This is a genomic window from Kitasatospora sp. NPDC051853 (assembly GCF_044452665.1).
GTDB lineage: Bacteria > Actinomycetota > Actinomycetes > Streptomycetales > Streptomycetaceae > Kitasatospora.
Map to the genome: position 1 here is coordinate 186503 of NZ_JBITBY010000009.1, position 21450 is coordinate 207952.

The following is a 21450-nucleotide window of genomic DNA, read 5'->3' on the forward strand; positions in this document are numbered from 1 at the left end:
TCAGGCTCCCCCAACCACCTTGCCGGAGTTCACAGTTCGAGCCCGAGCTCGTCCGCCAGCTTGGTCAGCAGGTCGTACGCGGCCTCCGGGATCACCGTGCCGGGCGGGAAGACCGCGGCGGCCCCCGCCTCGTACAGCGCCTCGAAGTCCTGCGGCGGGATGACGCCGCCGACCACGATGGTGATGTCCTCCCGTCCCGCCTCGGCCAGTTCGGCCTTCAGCGCGGGGACCAGGGTCAGGTGACCGGCCGCCAGCGAGGAGACGCCGACGATGTGCACGTCCGCCTCCACCGCCTGCCGGGCCACCTCGGCCGGGGTCTGGAAGAGCGGGCCGACGTCCACCGTGAAGCCGAGGTCGGCGAAGGCGGTGGCGATCACCTTCTGGCCGCGGTCGTGGCCGTCCTGGCCCATCTTGGCGACCAGGATGCGCGGCCGCCGCCCCTCCGCCCGCTCGAACCGCTCCACCAGCTCGCGGGTGCGGTCCACGGAGCCCGACTGTCCTGCCTCGTCCCGGTACACACCGGAGATGGTACGGATCTGGCCCGAGTGCCGCCCGTACACCTCCTCCAGGGCGTCCGAGATCTCGCCGACCGTGGCCTTGGCCCGGGCCGCGTCCACCGCCAGGGCGAGCAGGTTCCCCTCCAACCCGCCGCCCGTGCGGGCGCCTTCGCGCGCCGAGGCGGTCAGCGCGGCCAGCGCGGCCTGGCAGGCCGCCTCGTCCCGCTCGGCCCGCAGCCGGCGCAGCTTCTCGATCTGCTGGGCCCGCACCGCCGAGTTGTCGACCTTGAGCACCTCGATCTGCTCGTCGGCCGCGACCCGGTACTTGTTGACGCCGATCACCGGCTGGCGGCCGGAGTCGATCCGCGCCTGGGTGCGCGCGGCGGCCTCCTCGACCCGGAGCTTGGGGATGCCCGCGTCGATCGCCTTCGCCATCCCGCCGGCCGCCTCCACCTCCTGGATGTGCTGCCAGGCGCGGGCCGCCAGGTCGTGGGTCAGCCGCTCGACGTACGCGCTGCCGCCCCACGGGTCGATCACCCGGGTGGTGCCGGACTCCTGCTGGAGCATCAGCTGGGTGTTGCGGGCGATCCGGGCCGAGAAGTCGGTCGGCAGCGCCAGCGCCTCGTCCAGCGCGTTGGTGTGCAGCGACTGGGTGTGCCCCTGGGTCGCGGCCATCGCCTCCACGCAGGTGCGGGTCACGTTGTTGAACACGTCCTGGGCGGTCAGCGACCAGCCCGAGGTCTGCGAATGGGTGCGCAGCGAAAGGGACTTGGGGTTCTTCGGGTCGAACTGCTTCACCAGCTTGGCCCAGAGCAGCCGGGCCGCGCGCAGCTTGGCGACCTCCATGAAGAAGTTCATCCCGATCGCCCAGAAGAACGACAGGCGCGGCGCGAAGGCGTCCACGTCCAGCCCCGCCTCCAGCCCGGCCCGCAGGTACTCCACGCCGTCGGCGAGGGTGTAGGCCAGCTCCAGGTCGGCCGTGGCCCCGGCCTCCTGGATGTGGTAGCCCGAGATGGAGATCGAGTTGTACCGGGGCATCTTCTGCGAGGTGTACGCGAAGATGTCCGAGATGATCCGCATCGAGGGCTGCGGCGGGTAGATGTAGGTGTTGCGGACCATGAACTCCTTGAGGATGTCGTTCTGGATGGTCCCCGCCAACTTCTCCGGCGGCACCCCCTGCTCCTCGGCCGCCACGATGTACAGCGCCAGCACGGGCAGCACCGCGCCGTTCATCGTCATCGACACCGACATCCGGTCGAGCGGGATCCCGTCGAACAGCTGCCGCATGTCGTAGATGGAGTCGATGGCCACGCCCGCCATGCCGACGTCACCGGTCACCCGGGGGTGGTCGCTGTCGTAGCCGCGGTGGGTCGGCAGGTCGAAGGCGACCGACAGGCCCTTCTGACCCGCCGCCAGGTTCCGCCGGTAGAAGGCGTTGGACTCCTCGGCGGTGGAGAAACCGGCGTACTGGCGCACCGTCCACGGCTGGTTCACGTACATGGTCGGGTACGGGCCGCGCAGGTACGGGGCCGCGCCCGGGTAGGTGCCCAGGAAGTCCAGGCCCTCCAGGTCGGCGGCGGTGTAGAGCGGCTTGACGCCGATGCCCTCCGGGGTCTCCCAGAGCTGCTCCTCGACGTCCTTGCCGGTCGCCTCCCGCCAGGCCTCGCGCCACTGCGCGTCGGTCGAGGCCGCCGAGGCAGCCGGGGCCGCCTCCTGGTCGAGGCCGATCTCCGTGAAGTCAGGGATCACCGGTCCGCTCCGTTCTCTTCCTCGGACCCGCCGACGAGGTCGTCCAGCAGGGAGGTCAGCAGGGCGACGGCGTCGCCGCCCGCGTACACGAACTCGTCCACCCCGGCGGCCCGGAGCGCCTCGCCCAGCTCGCCGGGACGGCCGGCCAGCAGCACCCGCCGCGTTCCGGCGGCCTTCAGCGCGCCGGCCACCTCGACGGCCTGCTCGGCGTACACCTTGTCGCTGGAGCAGAGGCAGACCACCTCGGCGCCCGACGCCTCGTCACCCGCGGCCGTCACCGTCTCGATGCCGCCGGCCTGGAACAGGTTGGCCGCGAAGCTCAGCCGCGCGGTGTGCGCGGCGGCCGGCCCGAGCGCGGCCAGCGTCAGCCGGGGCCGGGCCCCGGTCGCCGCCAGGTGCGCGTCCGAACGGGCCCGCAGCGCCTCGTAGGCACCCGCCAGCCGGACCCGGGGCAGGCCCCCGCCGACCGGTGCGGGCAGCGGCTCGCGCACCAGCGGCTGCTCGCCGAGGTTCGGGAACTCGCTGACACCGGTGACCGGTTCGCGCCGCTTGGCCAGCGCCACCTGACGCTTCGCCCAGGTCGCGGCGATCCGCTCGCCGACCGTGCCGTCGGCCAGCGCGGCCCGCAGGCCGCCCGCCCGCTCGATCTCCTGGAACCAGGCCCAGGCCGAGCGCGCCAGCTCCTCCGTCAACTGCTCGACGTACCAGGAGCCGCCGGCCGGGTCGATCACCCGGGCCAGGTGCGACTCCTCCAGCAGCACCGACTGGGTGTTGCGGGCGATCCGGCGCGCGAACGCGTCCGGCCGGCCCACCGCGCTGTCGAAGGGCAGCACGCTCACCGCGTCCGCGCCGCCGACCCCGGCGGCCAGGCAGGCCACCGTGGTGCGCAGCATGTTCACCCACGGGTCCCGCTCGGTCATCATCACGGCCGAGGTCACGGCGTGCTGGCGCTGCGCGGTGTCCGCGGCGGCGCCGGAGACCTGGGTGACGCGGGCCCAGAGACGGCGCGCGGCACGGAACTTGGCGATCGAGAGGAACTGGTCCGCGTCCGCCGCGTAGCGGAACTCCAGCTGCCGGCAGGCCGCGTCCACATCCAGACCGGCCGCCGTCAGCGCCCGCAGGTAGGCGACACCGGTCGCCAGCGAACAGCCCAGCTCCTGGGCGGGGGAGGCCCCGGCCTCGTGGTACGGCAGGGCGTCCACCACCAGGGCGCGCAGCCCCGGGTACTGCTCCGCGCAGCGGGCCGCCAGGGCGGCGGCCTCCGCCAGCTGCGCGTCGGTGTCGACGTCCCGGCCGGTGCGGGCCAGCAGGCCCAGCGGGTCCGCCCCGAGGTTACCGGTGGCGGCCGTGGCCGGGACGCCGCGCTCTTGGAGGACGCGGAGGAACTGCTCGGCCGCCGCGCCGAATTCGGTCCCGGCGTCCAGGGTCACCCCGGCCAGGTCCAGGTACACGCCGTCCAGCGCCCGGCCCAGCCCGTCGACCGGCAGCCCGGCGCCGCCCAGCTCCAGCCAGAGCGAGGTCACCCCGTTCTCCAGGTCGGCGAGCACCGCCTCGTTGGCCCGGACCGGGTCCGGCTCGGCGTGCCGTTGCCGCACGTCCCAGCCCGCCACGGCCGAACCCTCCGGCCGTCCGGCCCGGACGAACGGGGCGAAGCCCGGATGGCCGGCGGCCTCGGCGGCAGCCGCGCCGTCCTCGGCGGTGTACAGCGGACGGACTCGGAGTCCGTCCTGAAGCTCGGTGGAGAGCGCCTCCTCCGCCTGTGCTCCGGAGACGTCCGCGCCGGACTTGCGCAGGACGCCTTCGACCAGGTGTTGCCACCGCTCGCGGGAAGTCTCCGGGAACTCGGCGGCCAGAGGGAGCCCTTGGGGCAGGACCGTCATAGCCGAAGGTTAATGCCCGTTAGCCGACGATCATCAGATGGAGGGGGTGTGACCTTGACCTCCCTGCACTCCACGCGCCCCCCAGTGCCTCGGAGGCTCTCACCGGGAGCCCCGACGGCACGTCACTCCTTCCGGTGCGCTCCGTCGCCGGGCCTCCGGTCGTCGGGAGGTGCGCCGGTGGCGGGATCCGGTGTCCCGGCTGACCGGCCCCGCAGGGAGGCCGGGCCCCGTGCCCCGGTGTGCGGAGGTGCGGGGCCCGGCCGGTGGGTCGGCGGCGGGTCAGCCGGTCATGGCGGCCAGGACGGTGCGCCAGTCCTCGCCCGGTGCGGGGCGGAGGGTGTCGGCCAGGGCCTCGGCGGTGTAGTGCCAGGGCCGGATCAGCTCCGGGTCGGGGTCGGCGGTGAGGACGACTTCCGAGGTGGAGCCGAGCAGGCGGACCAGTTCGGTGCCGAAGTCGGCCCAGGAGACGTGGCCGGTCGCGGCGTTGACGATCCGTCCGGTGGTGGTGCCCGAGGTGCAGGCGACCACGGTGCGGGCCAGGGCGGCGGAGTGCACCCAGGAGGCGCCGTGCCAGGGGTGGCCGCCGGCGCCGGGGGCGGGGAGCACCAAGGGGCGGCCGGCCAGGGCGGCCTGGTAGAGGTCGCCGGTGGAGCCCCAGCGGAGCTGGTCGCGCAGGCGCCGCTGCGGGCCCCAGACGATGGGCGGCCGGACCACGGTGCCGGTGCGGGGGCCGGTGGAAGTGTGGTCCAACAGAAGCTGCTCGCAGGCGAGTTTGGCCCGTCCGTACGGGGTGACCGGCTCGGTGGGGGGTGCCCCCTCGGGGACCTCGGCGGTCGCCGGGCGGCCGTAGGCGTCGGTGGAGCTGACGAAGACGAAGCTGCGGCCGGTCCAGCCGTCGAGCAGGGCCCGCATCGCGGCGATGTCGGTCTCGTGGTCGGTGAAGGTGCAGGCGGCGTGGATCACCGCGTCCACCCCCTCGACCGCGCGGCGCAGGCTGTCGGGGTCAGTGAGGTCGCCCTCGGTGACCTCGACGCCGTCGAGGGCGACCAGGTGGGCGGACTCCGGCCGGGCCAGGGCCCGTACCGGCCGTCCCTGGGCCAGCAGTTCCCGGAGGACGGCGGCGCCGACGCCCCCGGTGCCGCCGGTGAGCAGGACGGTCCCCGTACGGGGGGTGGCGGGGCGGGGTGAGGCCGTGGTGGTCCGGGCGGACGCGGCCCGGCGCTCCCAGTCGCGGTCGGCGAGCAGGGCGCTGAGCGCGCGCGGGGTGCGCTGTTCGAGGACGTCCAGGCCGGTGAGCGGGAGGCCGGTGCGGGTGCGCAGCCGTTCGGCCAGTTGGACGGCGACGAGGGAGTGGCCGCCGAGGACGAAGAAGTCCGCGTCGGGCTCGGGACGGCTGCCGAGCAGTTCGCCGAAGGTGGCGAGCACCGCGTCCAGCGGTCCCCTGAACGGGTTGGGGGTGGTGACGGGGACGCGCGCGCCCGGGAGCCGGGTGGGGTCCAGGGTGCCGTCGGCGGAGCGCGGCATGGTGTCCAGCACCGTGATGGCGGACGGGCGTTGCTCCGGCGTCAGGCGGCGGCGCCGCCGCAGGGTGGTCATCAGCTCGTTGGCGCTCGGCCCGAACGGACCGCGCAGGGTGACGTAGGCGAGGGTGGGGTGGCCCTCGGCGGTCACCACGGCGGCGTCGGTGACCCAGGGGTCGGCCAACAGCAGGGCCACCGCCGGGTGTTCGGGGGCAGTGGGGGCGGCGGCGGGGGTGGTGAGCGGTGAGCCGGGCAGGGCGCTCAGCCGGTCGGCGGGGTCGGCGGCGACCGCGTCGAGCACGGCGGCGAAGGCGGTGAGCAGCCGTTCGCCGGTGGCCCGGTCCAGGGCGTCGGTGTCGTGCTGGACCAGGCAGCGCGGCTCGGGACCGTCCTCGACGAGCAGACCGAGCCCGAACTTGGCCAGCCCGAGGTCGACCTGGAGGGCCTCGGCCGTCAGCCCGGGCAGCTCCAGCGGGGCGACCGGCTGGACCAGGTCGCAGGTGACGTTGAGCAGTGCGCCGCCGTCCTCGCCGCGCGCCTCGGCGCCCAGCCGCTCGACCACCAGGTCGAAGGGGAGGTCGTGGTGCTGCTGCGCGTCGAGCAGGGCGGTCCGGACCCGGGCGAGCGCCTCGGTGAACTCCGGGTCGCCGCCCAGGTCCGCCCGGACGGCCAGGGTGTTGACGCCGAGTCCGACCAGGCGGCGCAGTTCGGGACGGGCCCGGTGGCCGCTGGCGAGGCCGACGGTGAGGTCGTGCTCACCGGTGGCGCGGTGCAGGGTGGCCAGCGCGGCGGCCAGCACCACGGTGTAGAGGGTGGCGCCGTGGGCGGCGGCGAGGCGGCGCAGCCCGTCGAGGGTCCGCGGGCTCAGCGGCGCGTCGTGCAGCGCGGCGGTCCGGGCCCGCGGGCCGCCGGGGACGGTCCGCAGCAGCGGGAGCGGACGGGCCCCGGCCAGCTCCGCCGCGCGGGCTTCGGCCGCGGCGGTGAACTCCGGGTCGCGGGCGCGCTCCCAGCGGGCGAGGTCGGCGTACTGGAGCGGGAGTTCGGGAAGATCGGCGGGGGTGCCGGTACGGGCCGCGGCGTAGAGGGCGGCGAGGTCGGTGGTGAGGACGGGCAGGCTGGAGCCGTCGACCGCGATGTGGTGCACCGTCAGGAGGAGGGTGTGGTCCTCGGGCCCGTGCCGCAGGACCAGGGCGCGCAGCACCGGACCGTTCTCGAGGTCGAAGGGCCGGGAGGCCTCCGCCCGGAGGAGCGCGGCCGAGGCTTCGGCCGGGCGGATCTCGACGGGGACGGGTGCGGTCGGCAGGACCTCCTGGTACGGCGCCGTCCCGCCGTCGCCGGACGGCCGGACGTAGCGGGTGCGCAGGATCGCGTGCCGCTCGGTGAGGGCGGTGAGGGCGGCGGTCAGCGCCTCGGTGTCGAGGGGGCCGCGCAGCCGGGCGGCCACCGGCACGTTGTAGAGGGCGCCGCCCTGCCCCAGCCGGTCCATCAGCCACATGCGGTGCTGGGCGTGCGAGAGCGGTGCGGGGCCGGCCGGTCCGGGGCGCAGGGCGCTCCGGCCACCGCCCGAGCGGGCGCGCCGCAGCAGTTCGGCCTGACGGGCGCTCAGGTCGGTGTCGTTCGTCGGCGCGGTGTCGGTCATCGGCCCTCCTCGCTGGGAGCGGTGGTGTCGGCGAGCAGGGCCCGTTCTACCAGGGCGGCCTGACGGGCCACGGTCGGGTGGTCGAAGAACTGGGCCAGGGTCAGCTCCACGCCGAGGTCCTCGCGCAGGTCGTCGACCACCCACAGGGCGAGCAGGGAGTGGCCGCCCTCGGCCAGGAAGTCGGCGGCCGGGTCGGTGACGGGCCGTTCGAGCGCCCGCGACCAGGCCTCGGCCACGGCCTGCTCGATGGGGGTGAGCGCGACCTCCGACGGGGCCGCCGCGGGGGCCGTGGCCGCGGTCTCCTCGGCGAGCGCCCGCCGGTCCACCTTGCCGCTGCCGGTCAGCGGCAGCCGGTCGAGCACCGTCCAGGCGGTCGGCACCAGGTGGGCCGGCAGCCGCTCGGCGAGCCGCAGGCGCAGCGCCTCCCCGGCCGGGCGGTGGCCCTCGGCGGGGACCACGTAGGCGGTGAGGGCGGCGTCCTCGCGGCCGGCGTTGCGGACCACCACGGCGGCCTCGGCGACCTCGGGCAGCTGCACCAGGGCGTGTTCGGTCTCGCCGGGCTCGATCCGGAACCCGCGCACCTTGACCTGCTGGTCGGCGCGCCCGTGGAAGTCCAGGGCGCCGTCCGGGCGTTGGCTGACCAGGTCGCCGCTGCGGTACATCCGGCCGAGGCCCGGGAGCTCGCGGAAGCGGTCGGCGGTGAGCTCGGGGCGGCCGAGGTAGCCGAGGGCGGTGCGGGTGCCGCCGATCCACAGCTCGCCCCGCTCGCCGGACGGCACGGGCTGCTGGTGCTCGTCCAGGACGGCGGTGGTGACGCCGCCGAACGGGCGGCCGATCGGCACCGGGCCGGTGCGGTCGGCGGGGGAGACGCGGTGCAGGGTGGTGAAGGTGGTGGCCTCGGTGGGGCCGTAGGCGTTCACCAACTCCAGCCAGGGGAAGGCCCGCAGGACGGAGCCGGCGTACTCGGGGGAGAGCGTCTCGCCGCCGGTCACCAGGGTGCGCAGCACGCCGAAGAGCCGCGACCGGCGGGCGGCCAGGTGGTGGAAGAGCGCGGTGGTGAGGAAGGCGTGGGTGACACCGAACCGCTCGATGTCCTGGGCGAGTTCCTCACCGGTGGGCCGGTCCGCGGGGGAGACCGCGACGGCCGCGCCCCGGGCCAGCGGGGCCCAGAGCTCGAAGGTGGAGGCGTCGAAGGTGAGCGGGGAGTGGAACAGCACCCGGTGGCCGGGGCCGAGCGGGATGCCGTCGTCGGCGGTGACCAGGTCGGTGACGGCGCGGTGCGGCACCAGGACGCCCTTGGGGCGGCCGGTGGAGCCGGAGGTGTAGAACACCATCGCGGTCCCGTCCGGACCGTTGCCGGCCGGGGGAGTCGACGGACCCTCGGGGAGGAGGTCGTCCTCGGTCAGCTCCAGGCCCTGGCCGGCGGTCAGCCGGGCCTCGGCGAGCAGGGACTTGTCACCGAGCACCAGGCGGACCCCGGCGTCGGCGATCATCTCGGCGGTACGGGGGCGCGGGTAGGCCGGGTCCAGCGGCACGCTGTGGGCACCGGCCCACCAGACGGCCAGCTGGGCCACCACCAGACGGGTGGAGCGGGCGGCGAGCAGGCCGACGGCACTGCCGGGGCCGATCCCGCGACGGGTCAGCTCGGCGGCCAACCGGCTTGCGGAGCCGACGAGTTCGGCGTAGGTCAGGGCGGCCGACCCGTCGGTGACGGCCAGTGCCTGCGGCGAGAGCTCGGCCCGGGCGGCGACCAGGGCCGGTACGGAGCCGAGGGACGGCGAGGGGCCGTCAGGAGTGGGAGCGGACATGGTGGTTCCCTTCCGGGCGCCCCGGCCGGTGGGCCGGGGCGCCCTGGTGCGGCGCGAAGGCGGCCGCGAGCGGTGAGGGGTCAGGAGTGGGCGGCGGCGGCCACGGGGCGGCGCTCGTCGACGAGCTTCGCGACCCCGCGCAGGTCCGGGCAGCGCAGCAGCTGCGCGGCGCGCAGCCGCACGCCGTACTCCTGCTCCAGGGCCGCGAGCAGCCGGGCGGCGGCGATCGAGGTGCCGCCCGCGTCCTTGAAGTCGTCCTGCGGGCCGAGCCCGTCCCGGCCGAGCAGCTCCCGGCAGGTCCGGACCACGAACCGCTCGGTCTCGGTGTCACCCTGCCCGGCGCCACCGGCGGTGGCGGACCGGGTGGCCTCCTCGGCGGCCAGCAGCGCGGCCCGGTCGACCTTGCCGTTGGCGTCGAGCGGGAAGGCGTCCACCAGGCGGACCACCGCCGGGACGGCCTGCTCCGGCAGCCAGGCCCGGGCCCCGGCGAGCAGCTCGGGGCCGGTGGGCGGGGCGGCCTCCGGCGCGGGCTGGACGAAGGCCAGCAGCTGGACCCCGCCCGCCGGTCCGGGGCGGGCCGCCACGGCCGCCCGCCGGACTCGGGGGTCGCGCTCGAACGCGGCCTCCACCTCGGCCGGTTCGATCCGCACCCCGCTGACCTTGACCTGGTCGTCCAGCCGGCCGTGGAACTCCACCACGCCGTCGGGACGCATCAGCACCCGGTCCCCGGTGCGGTAGACCCGCCCGTCGGTGCCCGACCCGTCCGGCGCGGGCACGAAACGACGGGCGGTCAGCTCCGGGTCCAGGTAGCCGAGGGACAGGCAGTGCCCGCCGATCCGCAGCTCACCGGTGGTGCCCCGCTCGACCGGACGGCCGTCCTGGTCGGTGACCAGCACGACGGCGCCGGGCACCGGCAGGCCGATCGGCGGCGCCCCCGCGCCGTGGTCGGCGCCCGGGGCCATGGTGTGCACCGTGGTCGCCACCGTCGCCTCGGCCGGGCCGTAGGCGTTGTGGACGGTCGCGGTGACGTCCGGGCCGGGGGTCCGGCGCAGCCGGTCCCCGCCGATCATCAGGTGACGCAGGGTCAGCCCGGCGGGCCAGGGGCGGTCCAGCAGCGGTTCGGCGAGCGGCGTGGGCAGTACGGAGACCGTGATGCCGGCCTCGCGCCACCAGTCGGTGAGCGCGGCGGAGTCCCAGCGGACCGCCTCGGGGGCGACGTGCAGCGCGGCGCCCGAGGTGAGCGTGCCCCAGAGCTCCATCAGGTGCGGGTCGAAGGCGACGCCGATCAGCAGGCTGTGCCGCTCGCCCGGGCCGAGGCCGGTGAGGCCGCGGTACCAGTGCAGCAGCGAGCCGAGCGAGGGCTCGCCGACCGCGACGGCCTTCGGGGTGCCGGTGGAGCCGGAGGTGAGCACCGCGTAGAAGGTGCCCTCCGGAGCGCCGACCGCCCCCTCGGGGGCCGCGGCGAAGGCGGCCACCACACCGGCGGGCACCACGGCACCGGCGGGCAGCACGGCACCGGCGGGCGCACCGACGGGCACGGGCAGCGTCAGGTGCTCGCCGTCCCGGTGGGCCGGCGGCAGCACCCCGGCCTCGCCGATCAGGCAGGCCAGCCGGAGGTTCTCGGCGACGGCCTGCAGGCGCCGCTCGCCGGGGCGCGGCCCGAGCGGGAGCGCGACGGCCCCGAGCCGGGCCACCGCGACGGCCGCGGCGGCCAGCGCGGCGGAGTGGTCGAGACAGAGGCCGACCAGCTCTCCGGGGCGGACCCGGTCGCGCAGGAGGGAGGCCAACTCGTCGGCCAGCCGGTCGAGTTCGCCGTAGCTGACGGTGCTACCGCCATCGACGAGGGCGGGCGCGTCCGGGGTCCGGCGGGCCCAGTCGGTGAACAGGTCGAGCACCGGAGCGTCCTGGTGCGGAGCGCCGTGCGCGGCGCTGAGGAGCGGGGCAGTGGTCGCAGTGGTCGCAGAGGTCATCGTGAGGTCTCCAAGGAGCGGGTGAGGGGCGGTCAACTCAGGCCCATGGCCTGGGCGATGATCACCTTCTGGACCTCGGAGGTCCCCTCGATGATCGTCATCATCCGGACGTACCGGTACAGGTGCTCCAGCGGATGGCCGCGTACCCAGCCGGTGGCACCGTGCACCTGGAGCGCCCGGTCCACCGCGCGGACGGCGGTCTCGGAGGAGGTCAGCTTGGCGAGCGCCGCGTTCTCCGGCGCCTCGGTGCCCTCGTCCACCAGCCGGGCGCAGGCCAGGGTGAGCAGCTTGGCCGCCTCCACCTCGGCCCGGGTGGTCACCAGGTGCTCCTGGACGTGCTGGTAGGCGCCGATCCGGGAGCCGAAGGCCTCCCGCTCGCGGGCGTACTCCACCCCCAGCCGCAGCGCGTACTCGGCGACGCCGTCACACATCGCGGCCACCACAAGCCGGCCCCGGGAGAGGCTGTCCATGGCCAGCGCGGCGGCCGCGCCGATCCCCTCCTCGCCGCCGATCACGGCCTCCTCGGGGGCGAGCACACCGTCCAGCAGCAGCTCGAACAGCGGCTCCCCGGACATCCCCTCGTACCGCTGGCCGATCCGCAGGCCCGGCGTGTCCATCGGCAGCACGAAGGCGGTGGCCCCGGCCGTCGGCCCGGCCCCCTCGCCGAGGTCGGTGGCGGTGACCACCAGGACGATGTCGGCCCGGTCGGCGTTGGAGACGAAGGTCTTGCGGCCGTCGATCCGCCAGCCCCCGCCGGTGCGCACGGCGGTGGTGGTCAGGCGGAACGCGTCCGAACCGGCGTGCGGCTCGGTCAGCGCCAGACAGCGGGCCGACTCGCCGCGCACCAGCGGGACGAGGTAGCGCTCGATCTGCTCCGGCGTGCCGTGCCGCAGCAGCGGGCTCGGCCCGTCCGAACCGGCCAGCGCGTACGGGGCGAGCGGGCAGCCGCTGCGCCCGGCCGCGTGGTGCAGCAGCACCACGGCGGTGAACGGCATCCCGGAGCCGCCGAGCTCCTCGGGCTGGTCGCCCGCGTAGAAGCCGAGCGCGGCGGAGCGGCGGCGGACGTAGGCCCGCAGGTCGGCCGGCACCTGGTCGGCGGTCTCGGGCAACTCGGCCGCCAGCGGCACGAGTTCGCGGCGGATGAAGCTCTCGAAGGCCTCCACCAGCTCCCGGTGGTCCTGTGCCAGGACGGCGGACGGGGAGAGCGGGCGCGGGGCCGTCACGGGGGAGGCGGTCACGGGGGAGGCGGTCACTTCGCACCCCCGGTCAGGACGCGGGCCTGGTCGGCCAGCACCGGGTGCCGGAACAGGGTGCGCAGCGCGGGCCTGGTGCCGAGCAGGGGCTCCAGCTGGGCCGCGAGCTGGGCCGCCAGCAGGGAGTGGCCGCCGGCCTCGAAGAAGTGCGAGTCGGCGGTGAAGGCGTCGTGGCCGAGCACCGCCCGCCAGGCCCGGGCGACCAGCTCCTGCGCCGGGTCCTCGAAGACCGCCGCGGGCACGGACTCCCGTCCGGCCGCGGGCAGTTCGGCGGCGGTACGGGCCAGCGCGGCGCGGTCGGGCTTGCCGCCGGGCAGCAGCGGCATGGCAGCCAGCGCCGTCCAGTGGTCCGGCACCAGCGCGGCGGGCAGCCGCTCGGAGAGCGCGGCGTGCAGGGCGGTCCGGTCCGGCTGCTCGGCGCCCTCCAGGAAGCCGAGCAGGCGCGGGGCGCCCGCCTCGTCCCGGTGCAGGACCACCGCGCAGGAGCGGCCGCCGAGTTCGGCCGAGGCGGCGGCCTCGATCTCCTCCAGCTCGATCCGGAAGCCGCGCAGCTTCACCTGGTTGTCCTGGCGGCCGAGGAACCAGAGCCGCCCGGAGAGGTCGCGGTAGCCGCGGTCGCCGGTGCGGTAGACCCGCTCGCCGCCCAGCGCGGGGACGTCGACGAACCGGGCCGCGGTGACCTCGGGCAGCCCGGGGTAGCCCTCCGCGAGCACCTCGCCGGACACCGCCAACTCGCCCACCGCACCCGGCGGAAGGGGCTGCAGCCCGTCGTCCAGGACGTGCACCCGCACGCCCGGGAGCTCGGTGCCGAGCGGGATCTCGGCGGCCTCCAGGTCGGCGGCCGTCACCTCGTGGGTGGTGGAGGTGACGGTGGCCTCGGTGACGCCGTAGGCGTTGACCACGGTGGCGGAGGTCGCCGCGGTGGCCTCGCGCAGCGCCGCGGCCGGCAGCCGCTCGCCGCCGAGCACCAGCAGCCGGGGCGCCCAGCGCCCGTCCGCCAGCGCCTCCCGCAGCTCCTCCCGGACGGCCAGGAAGTAACTGGTCGGCAGGTTGGCCACGGTGACGCCGCGGGCCGCCAGCACGGCGACCAGCTCGGTGCCGGTCGGCACCTCGCGCTGGGGGAGCACCAGGGCGGCGCCGGCGGCCAGCGAGGGCAGCACCTCCTCCAGCGCCACGTCGAAGGAGGGCCGGGCGAACAGCAGCACCCGGTCGTCGGCGGTCAGCCCGTACCGCCCCACCACGCCGGAGACGTAGCGGGCCAGCGCCCGGCGGCCGACCAGGACGGGCTTGGGCACGCCGGTGGAGCCGGAGGTGTGGATCACGTACGCGGCGCCGTCCAGCACGGCGGCCGGTGCGGCCGGCGGGAAGGCGGCCGGGCCGTCCAGCAGGGCCGGGGTGACGCCGGTGGCGGGCAGTGCGAGCGCGCTCTGACGGGTGCTCAGGACCAGTGCGGGGGCCAGGCGTTCGATCAGCAGGCCGAGGCGGGCGGCCGGGTCCTCGGTGGAGAGCGGCGCGTACACCGCGCCCAGGCGCAGGCAGGCCAGCAGGGCCACCACGCTGTCGGTGCCGCGCGGCAGCACGGTGGCGACGGCCTGGCCGGGTGCCACCCCGGCGGCGCGCAGCCGCTCGACCAGGGCGCCGACCCGGCGGTCCAGCTCGCCGTAGGTGAGCCGCTCGGCACCGGCGACCAGGGCGGGCGCCCCGGGGTCGTGCGCGGCCGACGGGTCGAGCAGGTCGATCCCGTCCGGCGCGTCGAGTACCTCCACGGGCTCGAACTCTTCCGCTGCCACCGCCAGTTCGGCCAGCGGCACGCCGGGCCGGTCCAGGTAGGCGCGGAGCAGGTCGACCAGGCGCTCCGCCAGCAGCTCGGCGACCGCCTGGCCGAACAGGTCGACGTCGTAGTCCCAGATCAGCGTCATGCCCGCCGCGCCGTGCTTCTCGCCGACCACCCGGCGGTCGTCCGGCAGCAGCACCACGTCCAGGTCGAAGCGGGTGGTCCCGGTGTTGAAGCCCTCGTAGAGCGAGACCTCCAGGCCGGGCGCCTGGATGTCGGGCAGCGAGGCGTCGTGCGCGCTGAACATCACGTCGAACAGCGGGTTGTCCGCGCCGGTGGTGTGCAGCCCGAGCGTGCGGGTCAACTCCTGGACGGGGACGTCCTGGTGGGGCAGCGCCCGGAGCAGCACCTCGGTCACCTCGTCCACCGCCTCGGTGCCGGGCGCGGCCGGGTCCAGGCGCAGCCGCAGCGGCACGGTGTTCACGAACATGCCCACGGTGCCCTCGAAGCCGAGCGGCCGGTTGCCGACGGCGGTGCCGATCACGGTCTCCCGGTGGCCGCTGTGACGGCGCAGCAGTTCGGCGAAGAGGGCGAGCAGGGTGCTGAACGGGGTGTGGCCGTCGGCCCGGCTGCGCTCGCGCAGCCGCTCGGCCAGGTCGGCCCCGACCGCCTGGCGCAGCTGCCCGCCGTGGTGGCGGCGGACGGCGCCGGGGCGGGCCAGCCCGGGCAGGGTGAGGTCCATCGGCGCGTCCGCCAGCTCCTCGCGCCAGAACGCCAGGCTGCGCGCGCGGGCCTCGGCCCGGGCGTCCGCGGTGGCGGGGTCGGAGCCCTTCCTGGCGTGCTCCTCGTAGGACGGCGCGGCCGTCAATTCGGCCTGCTCGCCCAGTACTTCGGCCCGGTAGACGGTGAACAGGTCGCGCAGCAGGATCGCGAAGGAGTGCCCGTCGTGGATCAGGTGGTGCTCCACGTGGACCAGCCGGTGGTGGGTCTCGTCCAGCTTGACGAGGTGCCAGCGCAGCAGCGGCGCCTGCTCGGTGTCCAGCGGCTCCTCGGCCTCGGCGGCCAGCAGGGTGCGGAAGGCGCCCTCGGGGTCGGCCTCGCCGGAGAGGTCGCTGGTGCGCAGCCGCGGCTCGGTGCGCTCGCCGACCCGCTGCCCGGGCAGGCCCTCCGGGCGCTGGACCAGCTCCAGGCGCAGGCCGGGGTGGTGCGCCAGTACGGCGGTCAGGCCGGCCCGCAGGGCCGCGGTGTCGAGTGTGCCCCAGAGGTCCAGGGCAGCGGTGAAGTTGTAGGCGCGGCTGCCGGGGAGCATCTGCTCGTGCAACCAGACGATCTCCTGCGAGGAGGAGAGGTCGAACATGGTGGGTTCCCTTGCTGTGACTGGTGCGTGTGGTCGGGGCGCGCCGGTGTGTGGGTGCGTGCCCCCGGCCGGGCGCCGGGGTGATGGCGCCCGACGGTCGCGTGGGGGCCGGACACGGAGGTCCGGTGGCTCTTGGTGCGGGTGCCGGCGCCTCAGCGGGCGGCGGGCACCGGCGCGAGGTGGTGACGGAGGGTCAGGAGCAGGACGTCGAACGCCGCTTCGGCGTCGCGGTCGTGGCAGTGCGCGCGGTCCCAGACCAGCCGGACCAGCAGCTCCCGCTCCCCGTTGGAGGCGGCCACCGCGAACGGGGCGCCGATCGGCCGCCCGGCCGGGTGGGCCTCCACCCCGGCCACGCCGTCGAGCACCAGCGGCGGCCGGCGGCGGAGGTCCTCGAAGGTGAGCAGCCCGTCCAGGGTGCCGGACCAGTGGGCGCCGCCCGAGCGGGCCGCGTGCACCACCTCGTCGAACGGGGTCCCGGCGTGCTCCAGGTCGTCCCACCAGCCGTCGGCCAGCGCGTCGAGGCCGCCGGGGGAGCCGGTGCCCGGGTGGAGCGGGGCGTCGGGCGCGGCAGGGTGGACCAGGGTGTTGAGGAAGCAGCCGAGCACCTCCGCCGCCCCCGCCGGGCGCCCGCCCCACGGGTAGCCGACGGCCAGGGTCCGCCGGGTGCCGAGCAGCCGGTGCCCGGCCGCGCCCACCGCGTCCAGCAGCGCCGGGAAGACCGCGCCGCGGGCGGCCCCGGTGACGGCGGGCAGCCGCTCGGCGAGCGCCCCGGTCGGCCGGACGGACTCCGGTTCCGGTGTCGGGGTCGGTGCCGTTGTCGGCGCCGGTGCGGCCGGCCCCTCGTCGAGCGTGCCGAGCCGGGCGGCCCAGTGGGCCCGGGCGGCGGGCGAGGCGGCCTCCTGCTCGGCGGCCAACTGGAGCTCCACCGCCTCCCGGTAGGCCGCGAGCCCGTCCTCCGCCGCTGGGGCCCCGCCGTCCGGGGCGTAGGCCTCGGACAGTCCGGCCGTGACCAGGCCGAGTGACTGCTCGTCACAGGCGGCGTGGTCGAGCGCGACGGTCAGCAGCTCCTGCCCGCTGCCGGGGTCGGCGGCGAGCAGCAGCCGCAGCACCGGCCCCTCCGCGGGCCAGGCGAGCAGCGCCCGGCGGACGGTCTCCTCGGCCGGGGTCCCGGGGGCGACGGCCAGTTCGGCCACCTCCACCGAGGGCTCGCCGAGCCGCAGCACCGGGGTGCCGCGCAGGGTGGTGTACCGGCCGCGCAGCGCGGGGTGACGCGCCGCCAGGCGGAGCGCGGCACGGTGCAGCCGGGCCGGGTCCACGGTGCCGCGCGGGAAGCGGAAGAACAGCGGGACGGTGTCCGGGCGGGCCTGCGGGCGCATCCGCCGGGTGAGCAGGAAGCGGCGCTGCGCGCCGGTCAGCGGGAGCAGCCGGTCCGCCCCCGCGGTCTCCGCGAGCTTGCGGTACCGGGCGAGGTAGGCGGTGGTGATGCCGGAGTGCACGGTCGTCTCCTTTCGGGGCTGCCGGGCGGGTCAGGTGGCGGGCGCGGCCACGCGGGCCTCGTCGGCGGGCAGGTCGCGCAGGCGCCGCAGGGGCGAGAGCAGGAGCGGGACGGGGACGGCGAGGAAGCCGAGGGCGCAGACCCAGAGGGCGGTGCGCGGTCCGGCCGCGTCGGCGACGGTGCCGCCGAGCAGCGCGCCCAGCGGGAGCGTGCCCCAGATCAGGAAGCGCATGGTGGCGTTCATCCGGCCCAGCAGCTCCGGCGGGCAGAGCGCCTGACGCAGGCTCACCTGGGCGACGTTGTAGACCACCGCGCCGAACAGCACCGCCGCCGAGCCCACGGCGAACAGCACCGGTGCCGCCGGCCCGGCCGACAGCGGCCAGAGCAGCGCGAACGGCGCCCCGGCCAGCGCGGACAGCCAGATCACCCGGGCCTGCCCGAACCGCGCGGCCAGCCGTCCGGCGCAGAGCGCGCCGGCCAGCCCGCCGAGCGCCGAGACCGAGAGCAGGATGCCGATCGCCCCCGGCGAGAGCTCCAGCACCCGCACCCAGAACACGGTCTGAACGGCCATCAGCACGGCCGCGAACAGGTTGGACAGCCCGGTCGCGGCCGCGATGGTCCGCAGCAGCGGGTGGCCCAGCACGAACCGCAGCCCCTCGCCGACCTGGGCCCGCAGCGAGGCACCGGTCTCCGCCCGCGGCTCCTCCTCCACGGCGCGGATGCGCCGCAGCAGCAGGGCCGAGGCCAGGTACCCGACGGCGTCGGCGACGATCGCCAGCGGGGGGCCGAGCAGTTGGACCAGCCCGCCGCCCAGGCCCGGGCCGACGATCTGGGCGGAGGACCGGACGGTCTCCAGGGCGCCGTTCCCGGCCACCAGGCGCTCGCGCGGCAGCAGCGCCGGCACGTACGACTGGTGGGCCACGTCGAAGAAGACCGTCGCCACCCCGGTGAGCAGCGCGACGGCGTAGAGCTGGGCCATCGTCAGCACGCCCGCCAGCGCGGCCGGCGGGATCGAGCCGACGGCGAGCAGGCGCACCAGGTCGGCCCGGATCAGCACCGGCAGTTTGCGCATCCGGTCGAGCCAGGCCCCGGCGGGCAGGCCCACCAGGACGAAGGCGGCGGTCTCGGCGGCGGTCAGCAGACCGACCTGGAAGGCCGTGGCGTGCAGCTCCAGCACCGCCACCAACGGCAGGGCGACCAGGGTGACCTGACTGCCCGCCTGACTGGTGGCGGCTCCGAGCAGCAGGTGCCGGAAGTCGCGGTGGGCGAGCAGGCGGTCCTGGGGCGGACGGGGTTCTTCGTTCACTCGATCGACTCTCGGTGACGCGTTCGACACGGAGCAACCACTTCGATCATTTCCGGCCCACCGGTACCGGCCGGTACCGGACGCCCCGCCGGGGCCCGCCGGCCGGCCACGCGCCGACCACTTCCGTCTCACCATTCGGACGGCAGGCGTCCAGGACCAGCGGCGATCCCCGGCGGCCGCCGCCCAGGCGGGGCGTCCACCGAGGCGTCCGATATCCGGGCCTTCACTTTCCGGTCACCGGACGGTCTCTCAGAACATGGCCGGAACAGAGTGCCTGACCGTTTCCGGCCGTCGGCGGACAGTGACGAAGGACTGCCCGTTCGGGCAGCTCAGAGCGGTCGCGGGTGCCCCGACGGGGCCGCCGCCGTAGGCCGTTCGGCCTGCGGCCGGGTCGTGGAGGGCGGAGAGTGGGGGTATGGCTCTTCCGAACTACGGGGTCGCGATCGGAAGCCTGCACGACTTCTCCCGCGACCCGACCCACGATTTCGGCCAGTGGTACCACGGGCACCTCTTCCTGCAGACGCCCGTCGGCGTCTACCGGGCCGCCCTCGATGTCGACGCCCCCGGCAGCGTCGGCGTCAGCTACCGCCTGGTGGACGACCTGACCGGAGCGGACATCACCGGCCTGCGGAACCGCCCCGACGGCTTCCACCACCTGGTCTCCTCCCCCTCCTCCGGCGCCCTCGACTACGTGCGCAGCCCCCTGCTGCGCAACCGCCTCTGGTTCGAGTGGCTCACCGCCGCCTCCGCCCGCCTCCACCACACCCTGGCACCGCACCCGCCCGGCAGCCCGATGTTCGGACCCGACCTCTCGGACACCCTCGCCGCCAACGTGACCAAGCTGCGCCGCCGCATCCTCGGCCTCGGCGGCCTCGACCACTTCCGCCCCTACCTGCGGTTCTTCCCCTGGATCGCCAGCAACGGCGACAACGCGCTGGACGTGCTGCTCCCGCACCTGGAGGCCGCCGCCCGGATCTACGTCTTCGGCCAGGCCTTCACCAACGGCCTCGGCGTCCACGACGTCCACCTCAACCAGGGCGACCCGGTGGGGAGCCAGTGGTACCCGAGCAACGGGCCCTGGCAGGACGGCGCGGTGATGTGCGAACGGCCCGGCGGCCAGGTGGTGGTCTGGCAGATCAAGTTCAACACCCAGTCGCTGCACACCGACGCCTCCGGCCACCCGATCTGAGCCGGTCCCCGCCGGGCGGTTCCCCCCGCTGGGCCGCCCCCGCCCGGCCGGTCCCGCCGAAATACCCGGCGCGACGGGGCGCGTCCGTGCGAGGGTCCACGGATGGACGCGCGCTTCCTCGCCATCGAAGAACTGACCGAAGTCCCCGCCGTGGCCGTGGTGGTGGACGTCATGCGGGCCTTCACCACCGCCGCCTGGGCCTTCGGCCGCGGCGCCGAACGGATCGTGCCGGCCGCCACCCTGGACGAGGCCCGGGAACTGAAGGCCCGTCACCCCGGGTGGGTCGCGCTCAAGGACGGCCCGGCCGCCCCCGGCTTCGACGCCGTCAACTCGCCCGCCCTGCTGCGCACGGCCGACCTCGCCGGGCGCACCGTCGTCCAGAAGACCACCGCCGGCACGGTCGGTGTCCTCGCCGTGCAGGACGCCCCGCTGGTGCTCTGCGCGAGCTTCGCGGTGGCGGGCGCGACGGCGCGGACGCTGCGCGCGCACGGCGCGGAGGAGGTCACCTTCGTGGTCACGGGGGAGCGGGGCCGGGCCGAGGAGGACCTGGCCTGCGCCCAGTACGTGGCCCGCCTCGCCGAGGGGCCCGTCGACCCTTCCCCCTACCTGCGGCGCGCGGCCTCCTCCTCGGCCGCCGCCGAACTCGCGCAGGGGGTGAGGGAGGGCGCCCACCCCGAGGACGTGGCGCTCTGCCTGGAGGTCGACCGCTTCCCCTTCGCCCTGGTCGCCCGCCGGGAGGGTCCGCTGACGGTGCTGCGACCGCACCCTGCGGGGCACCCGGCGGGGGCCTGAGAAAAACCACTTGCGCCCGCCCGCGGGGCCGCTGTTATGGTGACCGAGCTGTTGTGAGTCCGGAAGTTCCGAGGAGGTGTGTCCGAATGGTTGCCGCCGTGTCGCGGCGCGCTTCTTCGTGCGCGCCATACGCCTTCTTCCGTTCCCAGCCCGCCGGCTGACGACGCGTCACCCTTCTCCGACGCACCCGGTGGGCCGACTCCTCAGGAGCCCCCGCAGTGCGCGAGCGTTTCGCCGACAGTGATTCCTTCTCCCGTATCCGCCCCAAGGGCGGCGCCCGGCGCGGCCGCCGGAACGAGCGGTTCGACGACGTCGAGCCCGAGTACTTCTTCCCCGAGTCCTTCACCGAGTCCTTCTCCGAGGAGGACGCCGAACCCACCACCCCCGCCGGCGACGGCCCGCCGGAGGGCGACCGCTGGTCCACCTGGGACCAGTCCACCCCGACCGAGAAGGGCCCCGAGCCCCGCCCGGACTGGGTGGTGACCGAGCTCGCCGCCGTCGACACCGAACTCGGCATCGTCAAGACCGGCAAGGAGGCCGACGTCTTCCTGCTGGAGCGCGCCGTCCCCGGCACCGGCCGCCGCACCCTGATGGCGGCCAAGCGCTACCGCGACGCCCAGCACCGGATGTTCCACCGGGACTCCGGCTACCTGGAGGGCCGCCAGCACAAGGAGTCCCGGATCAGCCGGGCCATGGCCAAGCGGACCTCCTTCGGCAAGGAGGCCATCGCCGGGCAGTGGGCGGCGGCCGAGTTCACCGCCCTCTGCCGCCTCTGGGAGGCCGGGGTCGCCGTGCCCTACCCGGTGCAGATCACCGGCACCGAGATCCTGATGGAGTTCGTCGGCGACGAACACGGCGTGGCCGCCCGCCGGCTCGCCCAGTACGCCGCCGAGGAGGTCGACGTCGAGGACCTCTGGGACCAGCTCGGCCGCAGCCTCTCCGTCCTCGCCCGCCAGGGCTACGCCCACGGCGACCTCTCCGCCTACAACACCCTGGTCCACGAGGGCCGCCTGGTGATCATCGACGTCCCCCAGATCGTCGACGTCATCGCCAACCCCCGCGGCCGCTCCTTCCTCGAACGCGACGTCCGCAACATCGGCGCCTGGTTCGTCTCCCGAGGCCTCCCCGAATCCTCGGTCGACACCCTCGTCGACACCCTCGCCTTCGACGCCCGCCTCGACTGAGCGGACAGGAACGCCGCAGGGGGCGGCCGGGTCTCCC

The 21450-nt window shown here is 75.7% G+C and carries 12 protein-coding genes; 3 read left to right on the forward strand and 9 right to left on the reverse strand.

What is annotated here, in order from left to right; genetic code table 11:
- Nucleotides 1–29 precede the first annotated feature (29 nt).
- The 9 genes from scpA to ACIA8O_RS25660 all read right to left on the reverse strand — a co-directional run bounded on the left by scpA (nucleotide 30) and on the right by ACIA8O_RS25660 (nucleotide 18248).
- Nucleotides 30–2246 (reverse strand): methylmalonyl-CoA mutase, encoded by a 2217-nt coding sequence (scpA, locus tag ACIA8O_RS25620; RefSeq protein WP_396296306.1) that lies wholly within the window; start codon nucleotides 2244–2246, stop codon nucleotides 30–32.
- Entirely contained in the window at nucleotides 2243–4126 is a 1884-nt protein-coding gene (locus ACIA8O_RS25625; protein ID WP_396296307.1) for a methylmalonyl-CoA mutase family protein, read from the reverse strand. Before ACIA8O_RS25625 ends, scpA begins: the two co-directional genes overlap by 4 nt.
- A 279-nt stretch (nucleotides 4127–4405) precedes the next feature.
- Nucleotides 4406–7285, reverse strand: coding sequence for a condensation domain-containing protein (locus tag ACIA8O_RS25630; RefSeq protein WP_396296308.1), 2880 nt, complete (start codon nucleotides 7283–7285; stop codon nucleotides 4406–4408).
- The gene (locus ACIA8O_RS25635) at nucleotides 7282–9093 is read right to left on the reverse strand and encodes an amino acid adenylation domain-containing protein (protein WP_396296309.1); all 1812 of its coding nucleotides are present in this window, start codon (nucleotides 9091–9093) and stop codon (nucleotides 7282–7284) included. Before ACIA8O_RS25635 ends, ACIA8O_RS25630 begins: the two co-directional genes overlap by 4 nt.
- An 80-nt stretch (nucleotides 9094–9173) precedes the next feature.
- The gene (locus ACIA8O_RS25640; protein WP_396296310.1) at nucleotides 9174–11063 is read right to left on the reverse strand and encodes a non-ribosomal peptide synthetase; all 1890 of its coding nucleotides are present in this window, start codon (nucleotides 11061–11063) and stop codon (nucleotides 9174–9176) included.
- A 32-nt stretch (nucleotides 11064–11095) separates the two neighbouring features.
- Nucleotides 11096–12301, reverse strand: a complete 1206-nt coding sequence (locus tag ACIA8O_RS25645; RefSeq protein ID WP_396296311.1) for an acyl-CoA dehydrogenase family protein — start codon at nucleotides 12299–12301, stop codon at nucleotides 11096–11098.
- An 11-nt stretch (nucleotides 12302–12312) separates the two neighbouring features.
- A complete protein-coding gene (locus tag ACIA8O_RS25650) occupies nucleotides 12313–15447 on the reverse strand; it encodes an amino acid adenylation domain-containing protein (RefSeq protein WP_396296312.1) in 3135 nt (1044 codons plus the stop codon).
- A 152-nt stretch (nucleotides 15448–15599) separates the two neighbouring features.
- On the reverse strand, nucleotides 15600–16943 hold the full coding sequence (locus ACIA8O_RS25655; RefSeq protein ID WP_396296313.1) for a condensation domain-containing protein: 1344 nt from the start codon (nucleotides 16941–16943) through the stop codon (nucleotides 15600–15602).
- Nucleotides 16944–16973: 30 nt separating this feature from the next.
- Nucleotides 16974–18248, reverse strand: coding sequence for an MFS transporter (locus ACIA8O_RS25660; protein WP_396296314.1), 1275 nt, complete (start codon nucleotides 18246–18248; stop codon nucleotides 16974–16976).
- Between the two features lie 415 nt (nucleotides 18249–18663).
- On the opposite strand from ACIA8O_RS25660, the gene ACIA8O_RS25665 reads away from it, so the two are divergent.
- The 3 genes from ACIA8O_RS25665 to ACIA8O_RS25675 all read left to right on the forward strand — a co-directional run bounded on the left by ACIA8O_RS25665 (nucleotide 18664) and on the right by ACIA8O_RS25675 (nucleotide 21413).
- On the forward strand, nucleotides 18664–19437 hold the full coding sequence (locus ACIA8O_RS25665; RefSeq protein ID WP_396296315.1) for a DUF2278 family protein: 774 nt from the start codon (nucleotides 18664–18666) through the stop codon (nucleotides 19435–19437).
- A gap of 102 nt (nucleotides 19438–19539) precedes the next feature.
- Entirely contained in the window at nucleotides 19540–20229 is a 690-nt protein-coding gene (locus ACIA8O_RS25670) for a 2-phosphosulfolactate phosphatase (RefSeq protein ID WP_396296316.1), read from the forward strand.
- A gap of 218 nt (nucleotides 20230–20447) precedes the next feature.
- Nucleotides 20448–21413: a serine protein kinase RIO gene (locus ACIA8O_RS25675; protein WP_396296317.1), complete on the forward strand. Its 966-nt coding sequence runs from the start codon at nucleotides 20448–20450 to the stop codon at nucleotides 21411–21413.
- Nucleotides 21414–21450 lie beyond the last annotated feature (37 nt).